The sequence below is a fragment of the Isoptericola sp. NPDC057559 genome, from assembly GCF_042801555.1.
Classification (GTDB): Bacteria; Actinomycetota; Actinomycetes; order Actinomycetales; family Cellulomonadaceae; genus Isoptericola.
Window position 1 is genome coordinate 25,729 of record NZ_JBHVFQ010000031.1, and the last position, 16,382, is coordinate 42,110.

General features: G+C 77.5%; 17 protein-coding genes. 6 read left to right on the forward strand and 11 right to left on the reverse strand.

Features of this window, described 5'->3' with window-relative positions:
* Positions 1–98 precede the first annotated feature (98 nt).
* Together ACFU5J_RS19545 and ACFU5J_RS19550 are read right to left on the reverse strand one after the other, a co-directional pair.
* A complete protein-coding gene (locus tag ACFU5J_RS19545; protein ID WP_430579842.1) occupies positions 99–1,586 on the reverse strand; it encodes a lipase maturation factor family protein in 1,488 nt (495 codons plus the stop codon).
* A gap of 57 nt (positions 1,587–1,643) precedes the next feature.
* Positions 1,644–2,588, reverse strand: coding sequence for a LysR family transcriptional regulator (locus ACFU5J_RS19550; protein WP_430579828.1), 945 nt, complete (start codon positions 2,586–2,588; stop codon positions 1,644–1,646).
* Positions 2,589–2,683: 95 nt separating this feature from the next.
* On the opposite strand from ACFU5J_RS19550, the gene ACFU5J_RS19555 reads away from it, so the two are divergent.
* From ACFU5J_RS19555 to ACFU5J_RS19565, 3 genes are all read left to right on the forward strand, one after another.
* On the forward strand, positions 2,684–3,700 hold the full coding sequence (locus ACFU5J_RS19555; RefSeq protein WP_430579829.1) for a threonine/serine dehydratase: 1,017 nt from the start codon (positions 2,684–2,686) through the stop codon (positions 3,698–3,700).
* 95 nt (positions 3,701–3,795) lie between these two features.
* Positions 3,796–4,416, forward strand: a complete 621-nt coding sequence (locus ACFU5J_RS19560) for an L-threonylcarbamoyladenylate synthase (RefSeq protein ID WP_430579830.1) — start codon at positions 3,796–3,798, stop codon at positions 4,414–4,416.
* Positions 4,417–4,474: 58 nt separating this feature from the next.
* Positions 4,475–5,890, forward strand: coding sequence for a UTP--glucose-1-phosphate uridylyltransferase (locus tag ACFU5J_RS19565; protein ID WP_430579831.1), 1,416 nt, complete (start codon positions 4,475–4,477; stop codon positions 5,888–5,890).
* A gap of 15 nt (positions 5,891–5,905) precedes the next feature.
* Here the strand turns inward: ACFU5J_RS19565 and ACFU5J_RS19570 are convergent, their stop codons facing one another.
* The gene (locus tag ACFU5J_RS19570; protein ID WP_430579832.1) at positions 5,906–6,586 is read right to left on the reverse strand and encodes an IMPACT family protein; all 681 of its coding nucleotides are present in this window, start codon (positions 6,584–6,586) and stop codon (positions 5,906–5,908) included.
* A gap of 76 nt (positions 6,587–6,662) precedes the next feature.
* Between ACFU5J_RS19570 and ACFU5J_RS19575 the strand changes: the two genes are divergently transcribed.
* A complete protein-coding gene (locus ACFU5J_RS19575; protein ID WP_430579833.1) occupies positions 6,663–7,391 on the forward strand; it encodes a hypothetical protein in 729 nt (242 codons plus the stop codon).
* A gap of 92 nt (positions 7,392–7,483) precedes the next feature.
* Here ACFU5J_RS19575 and ACFU5J_RS19580 read toward each other — a convergent pair whose 3' ends face one another.
* From ACFU5J_RS19580 to ACFU5J_RS19615, 8 genes are all read right to left on the reverse strand, one after another.
* Positions 7,484–8,182 (reverse strand): GNAT family N-acetyltransferase, encoded by a 699-nt coding sequence (locus tag ACFU5J_RS19580; protein ID WP_430579834.1) that lies wholly within the window; start codon positions 8,180–8,182, stop codon positions 7,484–7,486.
* A 120-nt stretch (positions 8,183–8,302) separates the two neighbouring features.
* Complete coding sequence (locus ACFU5J_RS19585; protein WP_430575649.1) at positions 8,303–8,812, reverse strand: Dps family protein; 510 nt, start codon at positions 8,810–8,812, stop codon at positions 8,303–8,305.
* Positions 8,813–8,852: 40 nt separating this feature from the next.
* Positions 8,853–9,437: a hypothetical protein gene (locus ACFU5J_RS19590; protein WP_430579835.1), complete on the reverse strand. Its 585-nt coding sequence runs from the start codon at positions 9,435–9,437 to the stop codon at positions 8,853–8,855.
* Positions 9,434–10,753: a DUF58 domain-containing protein gene (locus ACFU5J_RS19595; protein WP_430579836.1), complete on the reverse strand. Its 1,320-nt coding sequence runs from the start codon at positions 10,751–10,753 to the stop codon at positions 9,434–9,436. Before ACFU5J_RS19595 ends, ACFU5J_RS19590 begins: the two co-directional genes overlap by 4 nt.
* Complete coding sequence (locus ACFU5J_RS19600; protein ID WP_430575652.1) at positions 10,750–11,751, reverse strand: AAA family ATPase; 1,002 nt, start codon at positions 11,749–11,751, stop codon at positions 10,750–10,752. Before ACFU5J_RS19600 ends, ACFU5J_RS19595 begins: the two co-directional genes overlap by 4 nt.
* The gene (locus ACFU5J_RS19605) at positions 11,748–12,296 is read right to left on the reverse strand and encodes a hypothetical protein (protein ID WP_430579837.1); all 549 of its coding nucleotides are present in this window, start codon (positions 12,294–12,296) and stop codon (positions 11,748–11,750) included. The genes ACFU5J_RS19600 and ACFU5J_RS19605 overlap by 4 nt, the downstream gene beginning before the upstream one ends.
* Complete coding sequence (locus ACFU5J_RS19610) at positions 12,293–13,051, reverse strand: DUF4129 domain-containing protein (RefSeq protein ID WP_430579838.1); 759 nt, start codon at positions 13,049–13,051, stop codon at positions 12,293–12,295. Before ACFU5J_RS19610 ends, ACFU5J_RS19605 begins: the two co-directional genes overlap by 4 nt.
* A gap of 108 nt (positions 13,052–13,159) precedes the next feature.
* Positions 13,160–14,398: a DUF3866 family protein gene (locus ACFU5J_RS19615; RefSeq protein WP_430579839.1), complete on the reverse strand. Its 1,239-nt coding sequence runs from the start codon at positions 14,396–14,398 to the stop codon at positions 13,160–13,162.
* Positions 14,399–14,432: 34 nt separating this feature from the next.
* Between ACFU5J_RS19615 and ACFU5J_RS19620 the strand changes: the two genes are divergently transcribed.
* Both ACFU5J_RS19620 and ACFU5J_RS19625 read left to right on the forward strand, forming a co-directional pair.
* Positions 14,433–15,563 carry a helix-turn-helix transcriptional regulator gene (locus ACFU5J_RS19620; RefSeq protein ID WP_430579840.1) on the forward strand — a complete coding sequence of 377 codons (1,131 nt, stop codon included), beginning with the start codon at positions 14,433–14,435 and terminating at the stop codon, positions 15,561–15,563.
* A partial coding sequence (locus ACFU5J_RS19625; RefSeq protein ID WP_430579841.1) for a helix-turn-helix transcriptional regulator occupies positions 15,556–16,382 on the forward strand: 827 nt, incomplete at its 3' end. The genes ACFU5J_RS19620 and ACFU5J_RS19625, both read left to right, overlap by 8 nt.

Consider the following 16,382-nt stretch of genomic DNA (forward strand, 5'->3'; position numbering starts at 1 on the left):
CTCTGACGCCTCGCCTCTGACGCCTCGCCCGGCGGCCCGCCGACGACGCCCCGCCCCCGTCCCCGGGGGCGGGGCGTCGTCGTAGGCAGGGGAGGCGGTCACGTGCCCCGCAGGCTGGACAGCAGGTCCAGGTCCACCGGGTCGACGATCGTCTCGAGCTCGTACCGCACCCACCAGTCGCCCGTGCGCCGGTGCTCGTCGCGCGTCGTGTACCGGTAGCGGAACAGCCGCATCCGCACCCAGCGCGGGCGGTCGCCGGCGAACGGGTCGCGCCGCAGCAGGCGCAGCGTGGCCGGGTCCGCCTCCAGCAGGCGCACGCACAGCCGCCCGATCCAGGGGCCGGAGGCGCCGAGCGGCACGAACCACAGCACCCAGTCCAGCCGCAGGTGGTAGGGCGCGACCTGCGGCGGGCGCCGGTCCACCTCGCCGGGCTTGCCGCGGAAGGCGTACTCGCGCCAGTCGTCCGGGCCGGGGCGCCTCGCGAGGGTGCCCTCGACGACCACCTCGTCGCGCCGCCGCGTCACGCTGCCGAACGCGCCGTAGGCGTTGACGAGGCGCAGCGGCTCGAAGCTCGCGTTCATCTTCTGGTGGCGCGACGCGAGGTTCAGCGCCGGCCGCACCGACAGGACCGCGAGGAGCAGGGCGACGAGGGAGGCCGTGACCAGGTAGCCGAGGGGCACGTCGGCGGCCGTCGTGCCGACCGGGCCGCCGACGTCGCCGGGCAGGGCGCCGAGCAGGGTGCGCCAGACGCCGTCGGACACCATGGCGGCGCCGAGCACGATCGCTGCCCAGTTCAGCCAGGCGAAGTTCCCGGTCAGCACCAGCCAGCCCTGGGTGAGGACGACGACGCCGCCCGCGACGCTCGGCAGCGGCTGCGGCAGCCACAGCAGCCACGGCACCAGGAGCTGCGTCACGTGGTTGCCGACCACCTCCGTGCGGTGCCACCAGCGCGGCAGGTGGTGGGCGTGCCAGCTGAACGGGCCGGGCATCGGCTGGGTCTCGTGGTGGTAGTCCAGGGCCGTGAGGTCACGCCAGGCCGGGTCGCCGCGCCACTTGATGAGCCCGGCCCCGAGCTCGAGCCGGAACAGCAGCCAGCGCGCGGCCAGCACCAGCAGGAACGGGGCGGGCACCGCCGGCGACCCGAACCACGCCGCGAGGAACGCGAGCTCGCACAGGAGCGTCTCCCAGCCGAACGCGTAGAACCGCTGACCCACGGAGACGATCGACAGGTACGCCGCCCAGAGCGCCAGCAGCACGAGCGTCGTGACCCACCACGGGCCGGTCTGCGGCAGCCCGACCACGACCGCGGCGGCGCCGGCCGCGCCGAGCCCCGCGACGACCACCAGCAGCCGGTCGGAGTAGCGCACGTGGAAGAGGGAGGGCGCGGCGCGGAACCGGACGCGCGCGGTGAACGCCCGCACCGGCAGCAGCCCCCGCTCGCCGAGCAGGGGGCGGAACTGCGCGAGCGCCTGGACGAAGGCCAGGCACAGCAGGGCCGCGACGCCCCGCTGGAGGATCTCGCGGGCGACGTCGTAGTCCGTGCCGGCCCACCACCCGTCGAGCCATGTCGCGAGCCCCGGCGGCAGCGCGGCGGGGAGCTCGGCGGGCAGCCCGGCCAGGGGCTGCGCAGGCACGCCTCCACGCTAGTCGCGGGCGGCGTCCCCCGCCTCGACCAGGCGCTCGACGAGCGCGTGCGCCGCCGGTGTCGGGGCACCCACCGTGAGGGCGAGGACCTGCCGGGTGGCGCCGGGCAGGTGCTCCGTGACGACGTCGGGGTTGCGGTGCGCGCGCAGCGCCAGGGAGGGCAGCAGGCTCACGCCCGCGCCGGAGGCGACGAGGGCCTGCACGGCCACGTAGTCGTCGGTCTCGAACGCGATGCGGGGCGCGAACCCGGCCGTTGCGCAGCGGGCCACGAGGTCGGCCCGGCAGCGCTCGCAGCCGGCGATCCACGCGGCGTCGCGCAGCTCGGTGAGCGGGGGCGGGCCGGCGGCGCCGCCCGCCGCGGCGCGGGGGTCGTCCGCACGGCGGACCAGCGCGATGGGCTCCTCGTGCACCACGGTCGCCTCGAACCGCGAGAGGTCCATCACCGGGCGCGCGTGCCCCACGTCCGTGTGCCGGAAGACGAGGGCCACGTCGACGTCCCCGGCCTGCAGCGCGGCCACGGCCTCGGGCGGCTCGGCCTCGACCAGCCCGACGCCGAGCCCCGGGTGCTCCGCGCGGAGCCCGGCCACCGCGGCGGGCACGAGCGTCGCCAGGGCGGAGGGGAAGGCGGCGAGGCGGGCGCGGCCGGCCCGGAGGCCGGCGAGGGCGTCGAGCTCGCGGCGCGCGCCCTCGACGCGGCCCAGGATCTCCTCGGCCCGCGCGGCGAGGAGCCGCCCCGCCTCGGTGAGGCGGACTCCTCGGCCCGCCCGCTGCAGCAGGGGGAGGCCGGCCTCGGCCTCGAGGCGCGCGAGGTGGTGGCTGACGGAGGGCTGCGCGTAGTGCAGCTCGCGGGCCGCGGCGGTCACCGACCCGGTGCGCGCGACGGCGGCGAGCACGCGCAGCCGCGTGAGGTCGAGGTGGGGCGGGGGAGCGGGTTCGACGGACACGGCGGCCAGCCTACGACCATCCATCGACGGGGTCTATGACGTGCAGTCAGAACAGGCATTGGACCTATCAGTCGGCCGCGGGCGATCCTGCTGTGATGACGACCCCGCTCCCGACGCCCGCCCCGTCGGCCGACGTGCCGGCACCCCCGACGATGCGCGACGTGCTGTCCGCCGCCCGCCGGATCGACGGGCTCGTCGTCCGCACGCCCGCGCTGCGTCACCCGGAGCTCGCCCGCGCGGTCGCCGACGCGGGCGCGGCGGGGGCGGACCTCGTCGTCAAGCACGAGAACCTCCAGCACACCGGGGCGTTCAAGGTCCGCGGCGCCCTCAACCTGCTGCTCGGGTTCGACGACGACGCGCGCCGCCGCGGCATCGTCGCCTACTCGACGGGCAACCACGCCCAGGCCCTCGCGTTCGCCGCCCGGCACACCGGGACCGGGTGCACGATCGTCATGCCGCACCACCCGAACCCGCTGAAGGAGCGCGCGGTGCGCGACCTCGGCGCCGACGTCGTGCTGCACGGCGAGACCTTCGACGACGCCCGCGAGGCGGCCGGCCGGATCGCCGCGGCGACCGGCGCGCGGCTCGTCGGCGCCGCCAACGAGCCCGTCCTCGTGGCCGGGGTCGCGACCGCCACCCTGGAGCTGCTGGAGCAGGCGCCGGACCTCGACGTCCTGGTGGTGCCCGTCGGGGGCGGCTCCGGCGCCGCCGCCGCGTGCCTCGTCGCGGGTGCGCTGGCGCCGGGGCTGCGGGTGGTCGCGGTGCAGGCCGCCGCCTCCCCGGCCGCGCACGACTCGTGGCGCGCCGGCGAGCTGCGCACCGCGGCGAACACGACCCGCGCCGAGGGCCTCGCCGTCGGGTGCGGCTTCGCGCTCACCCAGGCCGTGCTGCGCGAGCGGCTCGCCGACTTCCTCCTGGTGGACGACGACGCGATCGCCGCCGCCCAGCGCGCCTACCTCACGGGCGCGCGCACCGTCGCGGAGGGCGCGGGCGCCGCCGCGCTGGCCGCGGTCCTCACGCATCCGGCGCAGTTCGCCGGGCGCCGCGTGGGCGTCGTCTGTTCCGGCGGCAACGCGAGCGAGACCGAGCTCCGCCGGGCCCTGGGCGCCTGAGCGTCCGAGCGGGCGGCGCCGCGGACGCGCGCCGCGCGCGGGCTCGCCGCCCCATCTCGGGTGGGGGAGGGGCGCCCGGGGATACGCTGCCGGGCATGGCCCGCTACTTCGACGTCCACCCGGTCGACCCGCAGCCCCGGGCGATCGGGCAGGTGGTCGCGATGCTGGGCGAGGGGGCGCTCATCGCGTATCCCACGGACTCCGGCTACGCCCTGGGCTGCCGGGTCGGCCAGCACGACGGCACCGAGCGGATCCGCCAGATCCGGCACCTCGACGCGGGCCACCACTTCACGCTCGTGTGCGCCGACTTCGCGCAGCTGGGGCAGCTCGTGCGCCTGGACAACACCGCGTTCCGTGCGATCAAGGCGGCCACGCCCGGGCCCTACACGTTCATCCTGCCGGCCACGGCGGAGGTGCCGCGGCGCCTGGCGCACCCCAAGAAGAAGACCATCGGCGTGCGCATCCCCGGGTCCCGGGTGGTGCAGGCGCTGCTGCGCGAGCTCGGCGAGCCGCTGCTGTCCTCGACGCTGATCCTGCCCGGCCAGGAGCAGCCCCTCACGGACGGCTGGCAGGTCAAGGAGGAGCTCGACCACGTGGTCGACGCCGTCGTCGACGGCGGCGAGGTGGTGGCCGAGCCCACGACCGTCGTCGACTGGTCGGAGGGGTACCCCGAGGTCGTGCGCGTGGGCGCGGGGGACCCGGCGCGCTTCGAGTAGGCAGCCAGGTCGCGGACGCCCGGACGGCGGGGCCGCCGCCCCGGCTAGGGTGCTGCTCATGAGCGACCGCGGACTTGCCCTGGCCCGAGAGAAGATGTCGGCGGAGGGCGTCGCCCCCGCCGCGATCGAGACCTTCACCCGCTTCTACCGCCTCCTCGAGTCCGGCGAGACGGGCCTGGTGCGCGAGGCCGACGTCGACCCCCTGGTCGACCTGCCGCGGCACGCGGACCTCGACGTCCCGGCCGCCGACGCCCAGGCCGCGCTGGCCCGGACCGCGATCATCAAGCTCAACGGCGGGCTCGGCACGTCGATGGGGATGGACAAGGCCAAGTCGCTGCTCACGGTGCGCGACGACGCGCCGGACGCCGACGGGGGCGCCCTCACCTTCCTCGACGTCATCGTCCGCCAGGTGCGCGCGGCCCGGGAGGCCACCGGTGCCCGGCTGCCGCTGGTGCTGATGAACTCCTTCCGCACCCGGGACGACACGCTCGCCGCGCTCGCGCCGTACGCCGACCTCGCCGTCGACGGGCTGCCGCTGGACTTCCTGCAGAACCGCGAGCCCAAGCTGCGCGCGGACGACCTGGAGCCCGTCGACTGGCCGGCCGACCCGACCCTCGAGTGGTGCCCGCCGGGGCACGGCGACCTGTACCCGGCGCTGCACGCGTCGGGCGTCGTGCGGACGCTCCTGGACGCGGGCTTCCGCTACGCGAGCGTCTCCAACTCGGACAACCTCGGCGCGGCCCCCGACGGCGCCATCGCCGCCTGGTTCGCCGCCTCGGGCGCCCCGTATGCCGCCGAGATGTGCCTGAAGTCGCCGGCGGACGTCAAGGGCGGGCAGCTCGTGGTCCGCAAGAGCGACGGGCGCATCGTGCAGCGCGAGACGGCGCAGACCCACCCGGACGACGTCGACGTGTCCCTGGACCCGTCCGTGCACCCGTACTTCCACACGAACAACCTCTGGTTCGACCTCGAGGCGCTGGCCGCCGAGCTCGACCGCACCGGCGGCGTCCTCGAGCTGCCGCTGATCCGGAACGAGAAGACCGTGGACCCCACGGACGCGTCGTCCCCGGCGGTCGTGCAGATCGAGTCCGCGATGGGCGCGGCCGTGGCCGTCTTCGAGGGCGCCACGGCGATCGAGGTGGGCCGGGAGCGGTTCCTGCCGGTGAAGACCACCAGCGACCTCCTGCTGATGCGCTCGGACGTCTACGAGCTCACCGACGGCTACCGGCTCGTCGCCCAGGTCGCCGCGCCGCTGGTGAAGCTGTCCAAGACGTACAAGACGATCTCCCGCTTCGACGAGCGCTTCGCCGCGGGCGCGCCCTCGCTGCGCGCCGCGTCGTCGCTCACCGTCGAGGGCGACTGGACCTTCGGCGCGGGCGTCCGCGTCGAGGGCGACGCCGCCCTGCCCGACGAGGGCCGGCGCGCGACCGTGCCGGACGGCGCCACCGTCACCGCGGACGGCGTCGCCCCCTGACCGTCGCCCGCGACGCTACGCGGGCAGGTCGACGACGCGGTCGGCGCCCGTGACGGGCACGAGGGCGCCGGCGGACGTGGCGGCGAGGTCGTCGCGCAGCCGGGGGAGCGCGGCGGGCGGCACGAGCAGCGCGAGGCGGGCGACGGCGGCGTACGTGGGCTCCTCGAGGACGGCGTCGTGGGTCGCCGCCCAGTCGCGGAGCAGGTGGTCCACCCGGCCGGCGTCGGCGTGCGGCACGTCGACGGTGACCTCGGTGAGCACCTCCCGCCGTCGCAGGAGCCCGTCGGACGCGGCGACGTCGAGGGCCTCGGCGACCGCGCCGGAGTAGGCGCGGACCAGCCCGCCCGCGCCCAGCAGCACCCCGCCGAAGTAGCGGGTCACGACCGCGACGACGTCCGTCACCTGCCGGCGGCGCAGCACCTCGAGCATGGGCACGCCCGCGGTGCCGGACGGCTCGCCGTCGTCGGAGGAGCGCTGCTGGTCGGCCCGGGTGCCGACGACGAGGGCCACGCAGTGGTGCCGCGCGTCCCAGAGCTCCTTGCGCACCCGCGCGACGACGGCATCGGCCTCCTCGACGCTCCGGGCGGGGGCCAGGTGCGCCAGGAAGCGCGACCTCTTGATCACGAGCTCGTGGTCGACGGCGGCGGCGAGGGTCCCGGGGAGCGGCGCGGGGGCGGGGCTGGCGGGGCTGCTCACCCGGACGAGGCTACGTCGTCGGGCGACACGCCGACGGCCTCCCGGTAAAAAGTGTGCCAGGCGCCAGGATGGGCCCATGACGCCGCACCCGGGGGAGCCCCCCGCGCCCGTGCCCACCGACGGTTCCGTCGCCGCAGCCGACCCGGCGGGAGCGGCCGCGCCCGCCGCGGGCCGGTACCCGCGGCCCACCGTCTCGCTGGACGAGGCGGACTGGGTGTGGCGGGAACTGTCGGTGGAGGCGCTGCGTCCCGGGGGGAAGCCGGAGGTCGTGCGCCTGGCGGTGATCGCGGGCCTGACCCGGGCGACCGGTGCGCGGTACGGGGACCTGCTGCGCGTGCGCGCCGAGGATCTCGACCTCGGGCCGGACCCGGCGGCGGCGAGCCGGCGTGGGCGCGTGGGCGGTGCCCGCGAGCCGGGGGAGGGGAGGGTCGTGCTGCGGCACGGCAAGCACCGCACCGTCCGGGAGCATCGCCTGCCGCCGGAGGTGGTGCTGCTGCTGCGGCACTGGATGGTGGTGCGGACGGAGCTCGCCGCCGAGCTGGAGGGGTCCGTGCCGCGGGCGCTGCTGCTCACCGTGCACCACACGCACGACCACGGCACCACGGTCGCGAGCGGGCTGCCGATCACCCGGCAGGGGCTGGTGCTGTCGTGGCGGCGCTTCGTGCACCGGACGAACGCGCGGTACGGGGCGGTGCGGCCTCCGCTGCCCACGCGGTTCGAGCAGGTGCGTCGGGCGTGGGTCGACGCGGGCGTGCCCGACCTCGGTCGGGAGCTCACGCCCTCCGACGAGGACTCCGTGGGATAAAATAGTGTGCCAAGCACCCTGAAACACCACGGCGGCCCAGGCGGCCACCTGACCACCCGGCACGGAAGACCCGACCGCCTCGGGCCGTGGCGTCAGGCGGTGGCGATGCCGAGCAGCGGGGCGTCGGGGGAGTGCGACGGCAGCTCGTGGAAGCCGTAGCGGTCGTAGAAGGCCCGGGCGCGGGTGTTGGCGGGGTCCATGCCGAGGTGGACGCCGGGCACCCCGCGCGCGGCCAGCGCCGAGCGCAGCGTGTCCAGCAGCGTGCGGCCCAGGCCCTGCCCCTGGTTCTCGGGCAGCAGGTCGATGTGCAGGTGCGCCGGGTACCCGTCGAGCTCGCCGGCGGTGAGGCCCCGCACCATGCGGCCGCCGTCCCTCCCGGCGTCGAGGAGCGCGGCCTCGGGGAAGCCCGGCTCGCGGCCCGTGGGCGACGCGCCCGGCTCCGGGTGCCGCGCGGCGAACCCGGGTCCCCAGGCCTGCCCCCACCAGGAGGCGAACTCGCGCGTGTCGGCGACGCCGATGACGTAGCCCGTCAGACGGCCGTCCTCGACGCGCAGCACGTCGTCGGCCGGGTCGGCGGGGCTCTCGCCGTGGAGGTCGCGGCCGAGCTCGTCCTCGGGGCGGACGACGACGAACGCGAGGTCGGGCGAGTGGTCGACGTAGGGCAGGGCGAAGACCTCGGGCATGAGGAGGTCGTCGGAGTACAGGCCGCGGGCGTCGCCGCCGCCCGCGGCGGTACGGACGCAGACCTCGGCGACGGCGGCCCGGTCGGTGGGGCGGTAGCGGCGGATCACGGGCACATCATGCCGCGACCGGGGGCGGTGCGGCACGGGGTTCCTCGAGGGCACGCTGCGGGCGGGCCGTCGGCCGGTGCCGACGACCCGCCCGCGGTGCCTGCTCGACCTACCGCGCGGTCAGCCCTCGGAGACGGCGCCGCCGGCGCTCTCCAGGTGGGCCCGCACGAACCAGTGGAACAGCTCCAGGTCGTGCAGGTGCCCGATGAGCAGGTCGTTCGTGACGTCGTCGAGCCCGGCCGTCTCGGTGGCCGCCTTGCGGTGCGAGGAGATCACGCCCTGGTAGACGTGGTCCAGCGCGTGCAGGTGCTCGGTGGTCGTGGCCCGGCCGAGCGCGTAGTCGTCCCACGTGCGCGCGGCGACGATCGCGCCGGGGGTCCCGACGGGCGCGACGCCGAGGGTGGCGATCCGCTCCGCGATCGCGTCGGTCATCGCGCGCACGGCGTCGACCTGGGGATCGATCATCTCGTGGACGGCGATGAAGTGCGGCCCCACCACGTTCCAGTGCACGTGCTTCAGCGTGAGGTGCAGGTCGGTGAGGGCGACGAGCCGCTCCTGCAGGATCGCGGCGACGCGGGCGCCCTCCTCCGGCGTGAGCGAGGGGACGGTGTAGCGGGGGAGCTCGGGCATCGGGGACCTCCGGTGTCGGTGCGTCGGCGCGCGGGTGCGGTCAGCGCGCCCCGCCATCCTCGGCCCGGACGACGGTCCACGCGAGCGCTGCCAGGGCCACCACGCCGAGGGCCACGAGCCAGGCGACCGGGTGGCCGGCGAGCGCCCAGGCGGCGGCGCCGAGGACGAGCGCGGCTCCCACCAGCAGGCCGTCGCGCGCGAGGGTGCGACGCAGGGCGGCGAGCTCCACGTGGTCGACCGCGGACAGGTGGTGCGCCCACCAGCCGAGCCGGGTCACGACGTACCCGAGAGGTGCGAGCCACAGCGTCGCGGGGTCGAAGGGTGCCTCGACGGACCCGAGGAGCAGGAGCGCGGCGGCGACGAGGGCGACGTGAGCGGGCGCGGGGCCGGGGCGGACGGCGGCCCAGACGGCCAGCACGACGGCGAGGACGGCGTAGAGCTCGGTGAGGACGGTGGTGCGGGCACCGGCGACGGCGACGAGCACGAGGACGGCGACGGGGAACGCGGCGCGCAGCGTCCAGCCCGGGAGGCGGCGGCCGGTCTCGACGCCCACCGCGGGCAGCGGGCGGCCCGTGGCGCGGCGGGACCGCCACCAGGCGCGGACGCGGGCGCGCAGGCCGGTCATCGGGCGCCCGCCCCCGCGTGGTGGCGCTCGGCGGCGCGGACCAGGGCCTCGAGCCGGAGCGGTGCGTCGTGGCGTGCCTCGCCGGCCCAGCGGACGACGGGGACGCCCTCGGCGGCGGCGCGGCGCAGGCGGTCGTCGCGCTCGGCGCGGGTCACGCGCCAGGCGAGGCGCATGTGCTCCTCCCGGGCGCCACGGACGTCGGGCAGGGTGTCGACGAGGACGACGGGATGCCCGACGGCGCGCCAGGCGCGCAGCAGCTCGACCGGCTCGTCGTCGAGGACGGTGCTGAACAGGTAGACGATCGCGTCGGCGGGGACCTGCGGGGCGCGCAGCCGGCGTTCGGGGGTGCCGCTGGGGCTGCTGAGCGCGAGGGCGTGCAGCACCCGGCGCAGGTGTCGCCGGCCGGCGGCGGGCGGCAGGGGGCGCCGGTGGCGGCCCAGGTCGTCGACACCGACGCGGTCGCCGGCGGTGACGAGGGCGGCGGCCACGGACGCTGCGGCGTGCCGGGCGAGGTCGAGGGACGTGGGCTCGTCGACGCGCTGGGGGCCGGTGCCGCGCCAGGTGCGCAGGTCGGGGCCGACGTCGTCGCGGGAGTCGACGACGAGGACGGCCGTCGCCTCGGCGGCGGCGTACGTGCGCCGCACGTAGAGGGTCTCCAGGTCCGGGGACCGTCGGGCGGTGGTGCGCCAGTCGATCCGCCGCAGCCGGTCGCCGGGCGTGAACGGGTGCACGTCGCGCAGCTCGTTCCCGTTGCCGAGGCGGCGGGAGGTGTGCGGGCCGGTGAGGCCGCGCAGCCGGCGGGGGACGGGGACCCGGCCGAGGGGCATGGCCGTGGGCAGCACGAGGCGGTCGGGCGCGGTGGCGCCCACGGGGTCCTCGGCGGCGGTCCCGCCCGCGCCGTGGCCGCGCGCGTCGACCTGGAACGTGCGCTGGGGCCCGGTCCGGACGGTGCTGAGGGTGAGGGGGAGCTCGCGCGCGTCCGCGGCGACCACCACGCCGGTGGTGCGGTGCCCGGGCGCGAAGACGCGCGCGTGCACGAGCTCGGCGCCGTCGGGCGGGTCGATCCGGAGGGTCGCGCGCAGCTCGCCCGGGGCGGCGGGGCCGCCGTCCGGCTCGATCGTCAGGGCGGTGCCGCGCCGGGGGGTGGTGGCGCGCCAGGCGCCGGGCCGCCCCGCCCAGAGCGCGCCGAGCAGCGGGGCGACGCCCAGGAGGGCCACGTCGGCGCGACCGGCGAGCAGGCCCAGCCCGAGGACGAGCACCCCGGCACCGACCCCGGCCGCCGCCTGCGGGCTGCGCCTCCACACGGCGGGTGTCACCGCTCCCGGCCGACGGTGGCGGGGCCCGGCACCGACGCCAGCATCTCGGCGACGACGTCCTCGGCGCGCACCGCGGACGCCCACGCGGTGGGCGTGAGGGTGAGGCGGTGGGCCAGCACGGGGACAGCGACGCGCTTGACGTCCTCGGGCAGCACGAAGTCGCGGCCGTCGAGGACGGCGACCGCTCGGGCGAGCAGGAGCAGGTTCTGGGACCCGCGCGGGGACGCCCCCACCTCGAGCGCGCCGTGCCGGCGGGTGGCCGCCGCGAGGTCGACGCAGTAGCCGGCGACGTCGGCGTCGACCTCGGTGGTCTCGACCCCGGCCTGCATGGCGAGGACCGTGGCGGCGTCGACGACCGGGCGCACGGTCGCGGCCTCCTGGCGGCGGGCCACGCGGCGCAGCAGCACGTCCTGCTCCTGGTCGCGGTCGGGGTAGCCGACCGCGAGGCGGACCATGAACCGGTCGAGCTGCGCCTCGGGGAGCGGGTAGGTGCCCTCGTACTCGACGGGGTTGGACGTGGCCATGACGTGGAACGGCTGCGGGAGGGGCCGGCTCGCGCCGTCGACGGAGACCTGTCGCTCGGCCATCGCCTCGAGGAGCGCCGACTGCGTCTTGGGCGGGGTGCGGTTGATCTCGTCGGCGAGGAACAGGCCGGTGAACACGGGGCCGGGGCGGAAGACGAACTCCCGCGAGGACGGGTCGAACACCGACGACCCGGTGATGTCGCTGGGCAGCAGGTCGGGGGTGCACTGCAGGCGGGCGAAGTCGAGGCCGAGGGCCGTGGCCAGCGATCGGGCGGCGAGGGTCTTGCCGAGCCCGGGCACGTCCTCGAAGAGCACGTGCCCGCCGGCGAGCACGGTCGCGAGGGCGAGCTCGAGCGTGTCCCGCATCCCGACGACGGCGGTGCCGACCTCGTCGAGGACGCGGCGCCCGAGGGCGGCCACCTCGGCGACGGGCAGGGGGTGGGCGGCGGGGGTGACGGGCGGCTCGACGGTCATGGGCGGGGCCTTCCTGCGGGGCTGACGGACGGTGCTGGGGTGGTGGCCGGGCGAGGCGCGGCGGGCCCGGACGCGGGCGCGTCCAGCGCCTCGATCGCGTCCAGCCAGCGGTGCACCTCGACCCGCGCGACCTGGCGGCGGGCGGTGAGCCCGGCGACGACGTCGGCCCCGAGCAGGCGCTCGGCGGCGTCGCGGCCGGAGGGGGTGGCGAGGTCGACGCCGTCGGCGGCCAGCCGCGCCGCCGCGAGCCCCCGGACTCGGCGCAGCACGCGGTCCCCGACGGCGCCGCTGCGGGTGAACGTGGCCCAGCCGAGCTCGCTCACGTCGTTCCGGGCGCCCTCGCGCCGGTCCACGGGCGGGTCGGGCCACGGCACCTCGTCGCCGTCGTCGAGCCGCCGCCACAGCACCACGGCCGTGGCCGCGACCACGACGAGCAGCGCCGCGTGGAGCAGGTCGAGCGCCCCCGTGAGGGCGAGGACCGCGACGGCCGCGAGCGCCGGCAGGGCGACGGTGAGCAGGGCGCGGGGGAGCCGGGGGCGGGTCATGCGTCGGGCTCGGTGCCGCGGGTGGGGCCGAGGGCTCGCGCGATGTGGGACAGGGCGCTGCGGGCGTCTCGCACGGCGTCGGCGCCGACGGGCCGGTCGGTGAAGCGGGCGCGCTGGTAGAGGCGGCGGAGGGTGTCGACGTCCGCGGTGGGGACGGTGCGGCCGTCATGGCGCTGGGCGGTGAGGAGGAGCGCGGTGAACTCGGTGGCGGTCTGGGCGGGTGCGCGGGTGGTGCCGTGCTCGGCGGCGGCGTCCTCGAGGGCGACCCAGGCCGCGACGACGGCGTCGTGGGGGGTGGCTGCGGCGTCGACGCGGGCGAGGGCGGTGTCGACGGCGTCCTGGAGCTGGGGCAGGGCGAGCGCGGCGGGGGTGCCGGTGGTGGCGGCGCCGGGGGCGAGGGGGTCGGGTTCGTCGTCGTCCTCGGCGGTGGCGAGGGCGCGCAGGACCCGGCGGGCGAGGAGCACGACGACGTAGAGGAGGAAGAGGGCGCCGGCGATGCTGAGGGCGACGACGATCCAGGTGATCAGGTCGAAGGAGGTCTCGGGCCGGTCGGTGGGGACGAGGTCGCCGGGCCGTCGGTCGCTGACGGGGTCGCTGGCGGTGGGCGCGGGCAGGACGAGGTCGGGCACGCGGACGCGCCAGGGGGTGGCGGTGGCGGCGCCGAGGACGACGAGGGTGGCGAGGAGCGCGGCCGCGAGCGGCGCGACGGCCGCGCGTGCGGGTCGGCGGGGTGGCCTCGTCGGCGGGGCTGCCATGCGACGACCGTAGCGGGTGCCGTGGAGCGGGTGCAGGGGTGTCTCCCCGGTGGGTGGTTCGGCCGTGGGGTCCGGTGCAGGCTCGGGTGGGGGCCGCCGGCGGGGCCGTCAGGGTGCGGCGGGGTCGCCCTGGGCGAGGTGGGCGGCGTGGACCCCGGCGACCGCGGCGGTGACGAAGGCGGCGGGGTCGCCGTCGAGGGTGCGGCCCATGGTGGACAGGCGGGCGGGGGAGCCGCGGAGCGCCTCGAGGAGGGCGGCGTCGGCGGGGACGTCGACGAGGTGGTGGCGGGGCGCGAGGGCGGCGGCCTGCTCGCGCACCTCCCCGGTGAGCTCGGCGCCCCAGGCGGGCAGGGCCTCGAGGTCGTCGGTGGGGGTCGGCACGGGGACGTCGGCGGCCGCGAGCGCCACGCGGCCGTAGGCGGTGAGGCTGTGGTGGGAGATGCCGCGGTGCCGGTCGCGGGGGTCGGCGCCGGAGACGCGCAGGGAGGCGACGGGGCGGCCGGCGAGGGTGGCGGCCGCGTTGACGGCTTCGCCGGCGGCGACGCCGGAGAAGCCCCACCGGGTGCCGGTGCCGAGGTTGCCGGGTCCTTGGGCGACGACGACGAGGTCGGCGCCGGCGACGTGGCGGGCGGCGAGGAGGCCGGTGTGCACGGTGACGGCCTCGAGGTCGCCGCCGAAGGCCTGGCCGACGGTGACGGTGGCGGCGAGCCACCCGGTGTCGCGGAGGGTGGCGACGGTGCGGGAGAAGGCGGCGGGCAGGGCGCCGCCGTCGGTCATGACGTAGGCGACGCGCGGGTGGGGGCGCCCGGCGAGCTCTGCGGCGTGGCGGGCGCCGGCGACGACGGCGGGCAGGGCGGAGTGGAGGTCGGCGACGACGACGGGGAGGCCGGCGAGGTCGTCGGCGTCGCGGAGGGTGTCGTGGTGGTCGGACTCCTGCTCGTCGACGCCGAGCACCATGGCCTGCAGGGGGGTGTAGCGGGCCTTGACGAGGTGGCCGGGGCCGGGCGGGGGGTCGGCGGGCAGGGCTGCGGGGGTGCTGCCGGCGGGGCCGACGACGAGGGCGTACCCGCCGGTGCCGAGGCCGCGGGCGAGGGCGGAGACGTTGAGCAGGAGCCGGTCGCCGACGTCGGGGTCGCCGACGAGGGTGGTGTACGCGAGGCCGCGGACCTCGCCGGGCGCGGTGGTGAGGTCGCGGGCGGGCAGGGGGGCGTCGAGGCGGACGGTGACCTCGCGGGCCCCGGTCCAGGCGTTGCCGCGGGCGGTGACGGTGCCGGTGCGCCACGTGACGTGCCCGGCGGGCGTGTCGCGGGGGGCGGCGGGCTGGGGCTGGTTCGGCGCTGTCGTCACCCGTGGAAGGCTACCGGCGACTAGGTTGGTCCCGATGCCTGCGAACCCCGTGGACCCGGCTCCTGCCGCGCCTTCCGCCCCTGTGTCGTCGTCGCGGGGCACGCCGCCCGCCGAGCGCCTCCTGAACCTCGTCATCGCCCTCGTGAACACGAGCGCGTCGATGACGAAGCAGCAGGTGCGCGCGGGGGTGGCGGGGTACGGCGACGCGCCGTCGACGGAGGCGTTCGAGCGGATGTTCGAGCGGGACAAGGACACGCTGCGGGCGCTGGGCATCCCGATCGTCACGGTGGACGCGGGCGGGCACAGCGACGAGGTCGGCTACCGGATCGACAACGACGCGTACGCGCTGGGCGCGGTGGACCTCACGCCGGCGGAGCTGGGCGTGGTCGCGCTGGCCGCGCAGCTGTGGTCGGACAAGACCCTGCGCACGGACATGTCGCGCGCGATGACGAAGCTGCGCGCGGCGGGCGCGGGGGAGGTCGCCGCGGACGCGGTGGCGGGCTTGGCGCCGCGTGTGCGGGCGGCGGGCGACGCGTACGTGCCGCTGCTGGAGGCGGTCTCGGAGCGGCGCGACGTGTCGTTCCGGTACCGGGCGGCGAGCACCGGGCAGGAGCTGACGCGGCACGTCGAGCCGTGGCGGATCGCGGCGCGGGGCAGCGGCTGGTACCTGGTGGGCTTCGACCGGGCGCGGGCCGCGGCCCGGGTGTTCCGGCTGTCGCGGATCGCGGGTCGGGTGCGCGTCGGGTCGCAGGCGGACGCGTTCGACGTGCCCGACGAGGTCGACGTGGACGCGATGCTGGGGGAGCGGGTCGGGGTGCTGCAGCGCGCGCTGCTGGCGGTCGTGCCGGAGCGGGCGCAGGCGCTGCGGGCCCGCGCGCTGCCGGCCCCCACGGAAGGCGGCGCCGGTGGTGGCGCGGGTGGTGGCGCCCGGGCCGACGGGCGGGACGTCGTCGAGGTGGAGTTCCGGAGCCTGTCGGCGCTGGCGGACGAGGTGGCCGGGTACGGGCCCGCGGTCGTGGTGCTGGAGCCGGCGCAGCTGCGGGCGGACGTGCTGCGGCGGCTGACGGCGGCGGCGACGCTCGACGACCCGCCGGGTGCCGCGAGCGCGGCGGGGACGACATCGGGGGCGGGGACGACGGGGACCGAGGAGCGGGCGGATGGCTGAGCGGGCGGACGACCGGCTGGTGCGGCTGCTGGGCCTGGTGGCGTTCCTCGACGGCGCGGGGCCGGTGCGGGTGGAGGAGCTCGCGGACCGGTTCGGCGTGACGCCCCGGCAGGTGCGCGAGGACGTGGACGCCCTGTGGGTGTCGGGCACGCCCGGGTACATGCCGGACGACCTCATCGACTTCGACGCCTACTCCCTGGAGGACGGCGTCGTGTCCCTGACGCAGGCGCGCGGCATGACGCGCCCGCTGCGGCTCGGCACGCGGGAGGCCGTGGCCCTGGTGGCGGCGCTGCGGGCCATGCACGCGTCGCCGGCGGTGCAGGCGGACCGCCGGCGCGCCGCGGTCGTGGCGTCCGCGCTGGACAAGCTGACGGCCGCGACGGGCGAGGCGGCGGGCGCGGTGGACGTGCAGCTCGAGGGCGAGGGCGACCCGCAGGTCGTGGCCGCCGTGACGAGCGCGCTCGCCGAGGGCCGCCGGCTGCACCTGCGGTACGTGAACGCGGCGGACGTGACCACCGAGCGCGACGTCGACCCGCTGCGCCTGCTCACCCAGGACGGCGCGATGTATCTCGTGGGCTGGTGCCTGCGGGCGTCGGGCCGGCGCACGTTCCGCGTGGACCGGATCCTCGCGGCCGACGTGCTCCAGGAGCCGGTCGCGGAGCACGACGTGACGGTCGCGGGCGACCTGGGCGCCGACGTGTGGGCCTCGGTCGCGCACCGCGGCGCAGGAACGGCAGGCGTGGCCCGAACCGGTCGGCGACGCGGCGGCCGAGGGCGTCGTGGGGCTCGGCGCCGACCAGGTCGTCGAGGCGCCGCCCT

Excerpts from the sequence above, each read along its gene's own strand:
- ACFU5J_RS19610 (WP_430579838.1), bottom strand. The coding sequence starts at position 13,051 with ATGGCAGCCCCGCCGACGAGGCCACCCCGCCGACCCGCACGCGCGGCC.
- ACFU5J_RS19585 (WP_430575649.1), bottom strand. The coding sequence starts at position 8,812 with ATGCCCGAGCTCCCCCGCTACACCGTCCCCTCGCTCACGCCGGAGGAG.
- ACFU5J_RS19575 (WP_430579833.1), top strand. The coding sequence starts at position 6,663 with ATGACGCCGCACCCGGGGGAGCCCCCCGCGCCCGTGCCCACCGACGGT.
- ACFU5J_RS19605 (WP_430579837.1), bottom strand. The coding sequence starts at position 12,296 with ATGACCCGCCCCCGGCTCCCCCGCGCCCTGCTCACCGTCGCCCTGCCG.
- ACFU5J_RS19565 (WP_430579831.1), top strand. The coding sequence starts at position 4,475 with ATGAGCGACCGCGGACTTGCCCTGGCCCGAGAGAAGATGTCGGCGGAG.
- ACFU5J_RS19590 (WP_430579835.1), bottom strand. The coding sequence starts at position 9,437 with ATGACCGGCCTGCGCGCCCGCGTCCGCGCCTGGTGGCGGTCCCGCCGC.
- ACFU5J_RS19600 (WP_430575652.1), bottom strand. The coding sequence starts at position 11,751 with ATGACCGTCGAGCCGCCCGTCACCCCCGCCGCCCACCCCCTGCCCGTC.
- ACFU5J_RS19555 (WP_430579829.1), top strand. The coding sequence starts at position 2,684 with ATGACGACCCCGCTCCCGACGCCCGCCCCGTCGGCCGACGTGCCGGCA.
- ACFU5J_RS19560 (WP_430579830.1), top strand. The coding sequence starts at position 3,796 with ATGGCCCGCTACTTCGACGTCCACCCGGTCGACCCGCAGCCCCGGGCG.
- ACFU5J_RS19620 (WP_430579840.1), top strand. The coding sequence starts at position 14,433 with ATGCCTGCGAACCCCGTGGACCCGGCTCCTGCCGCGCCTTCCGCCCCT.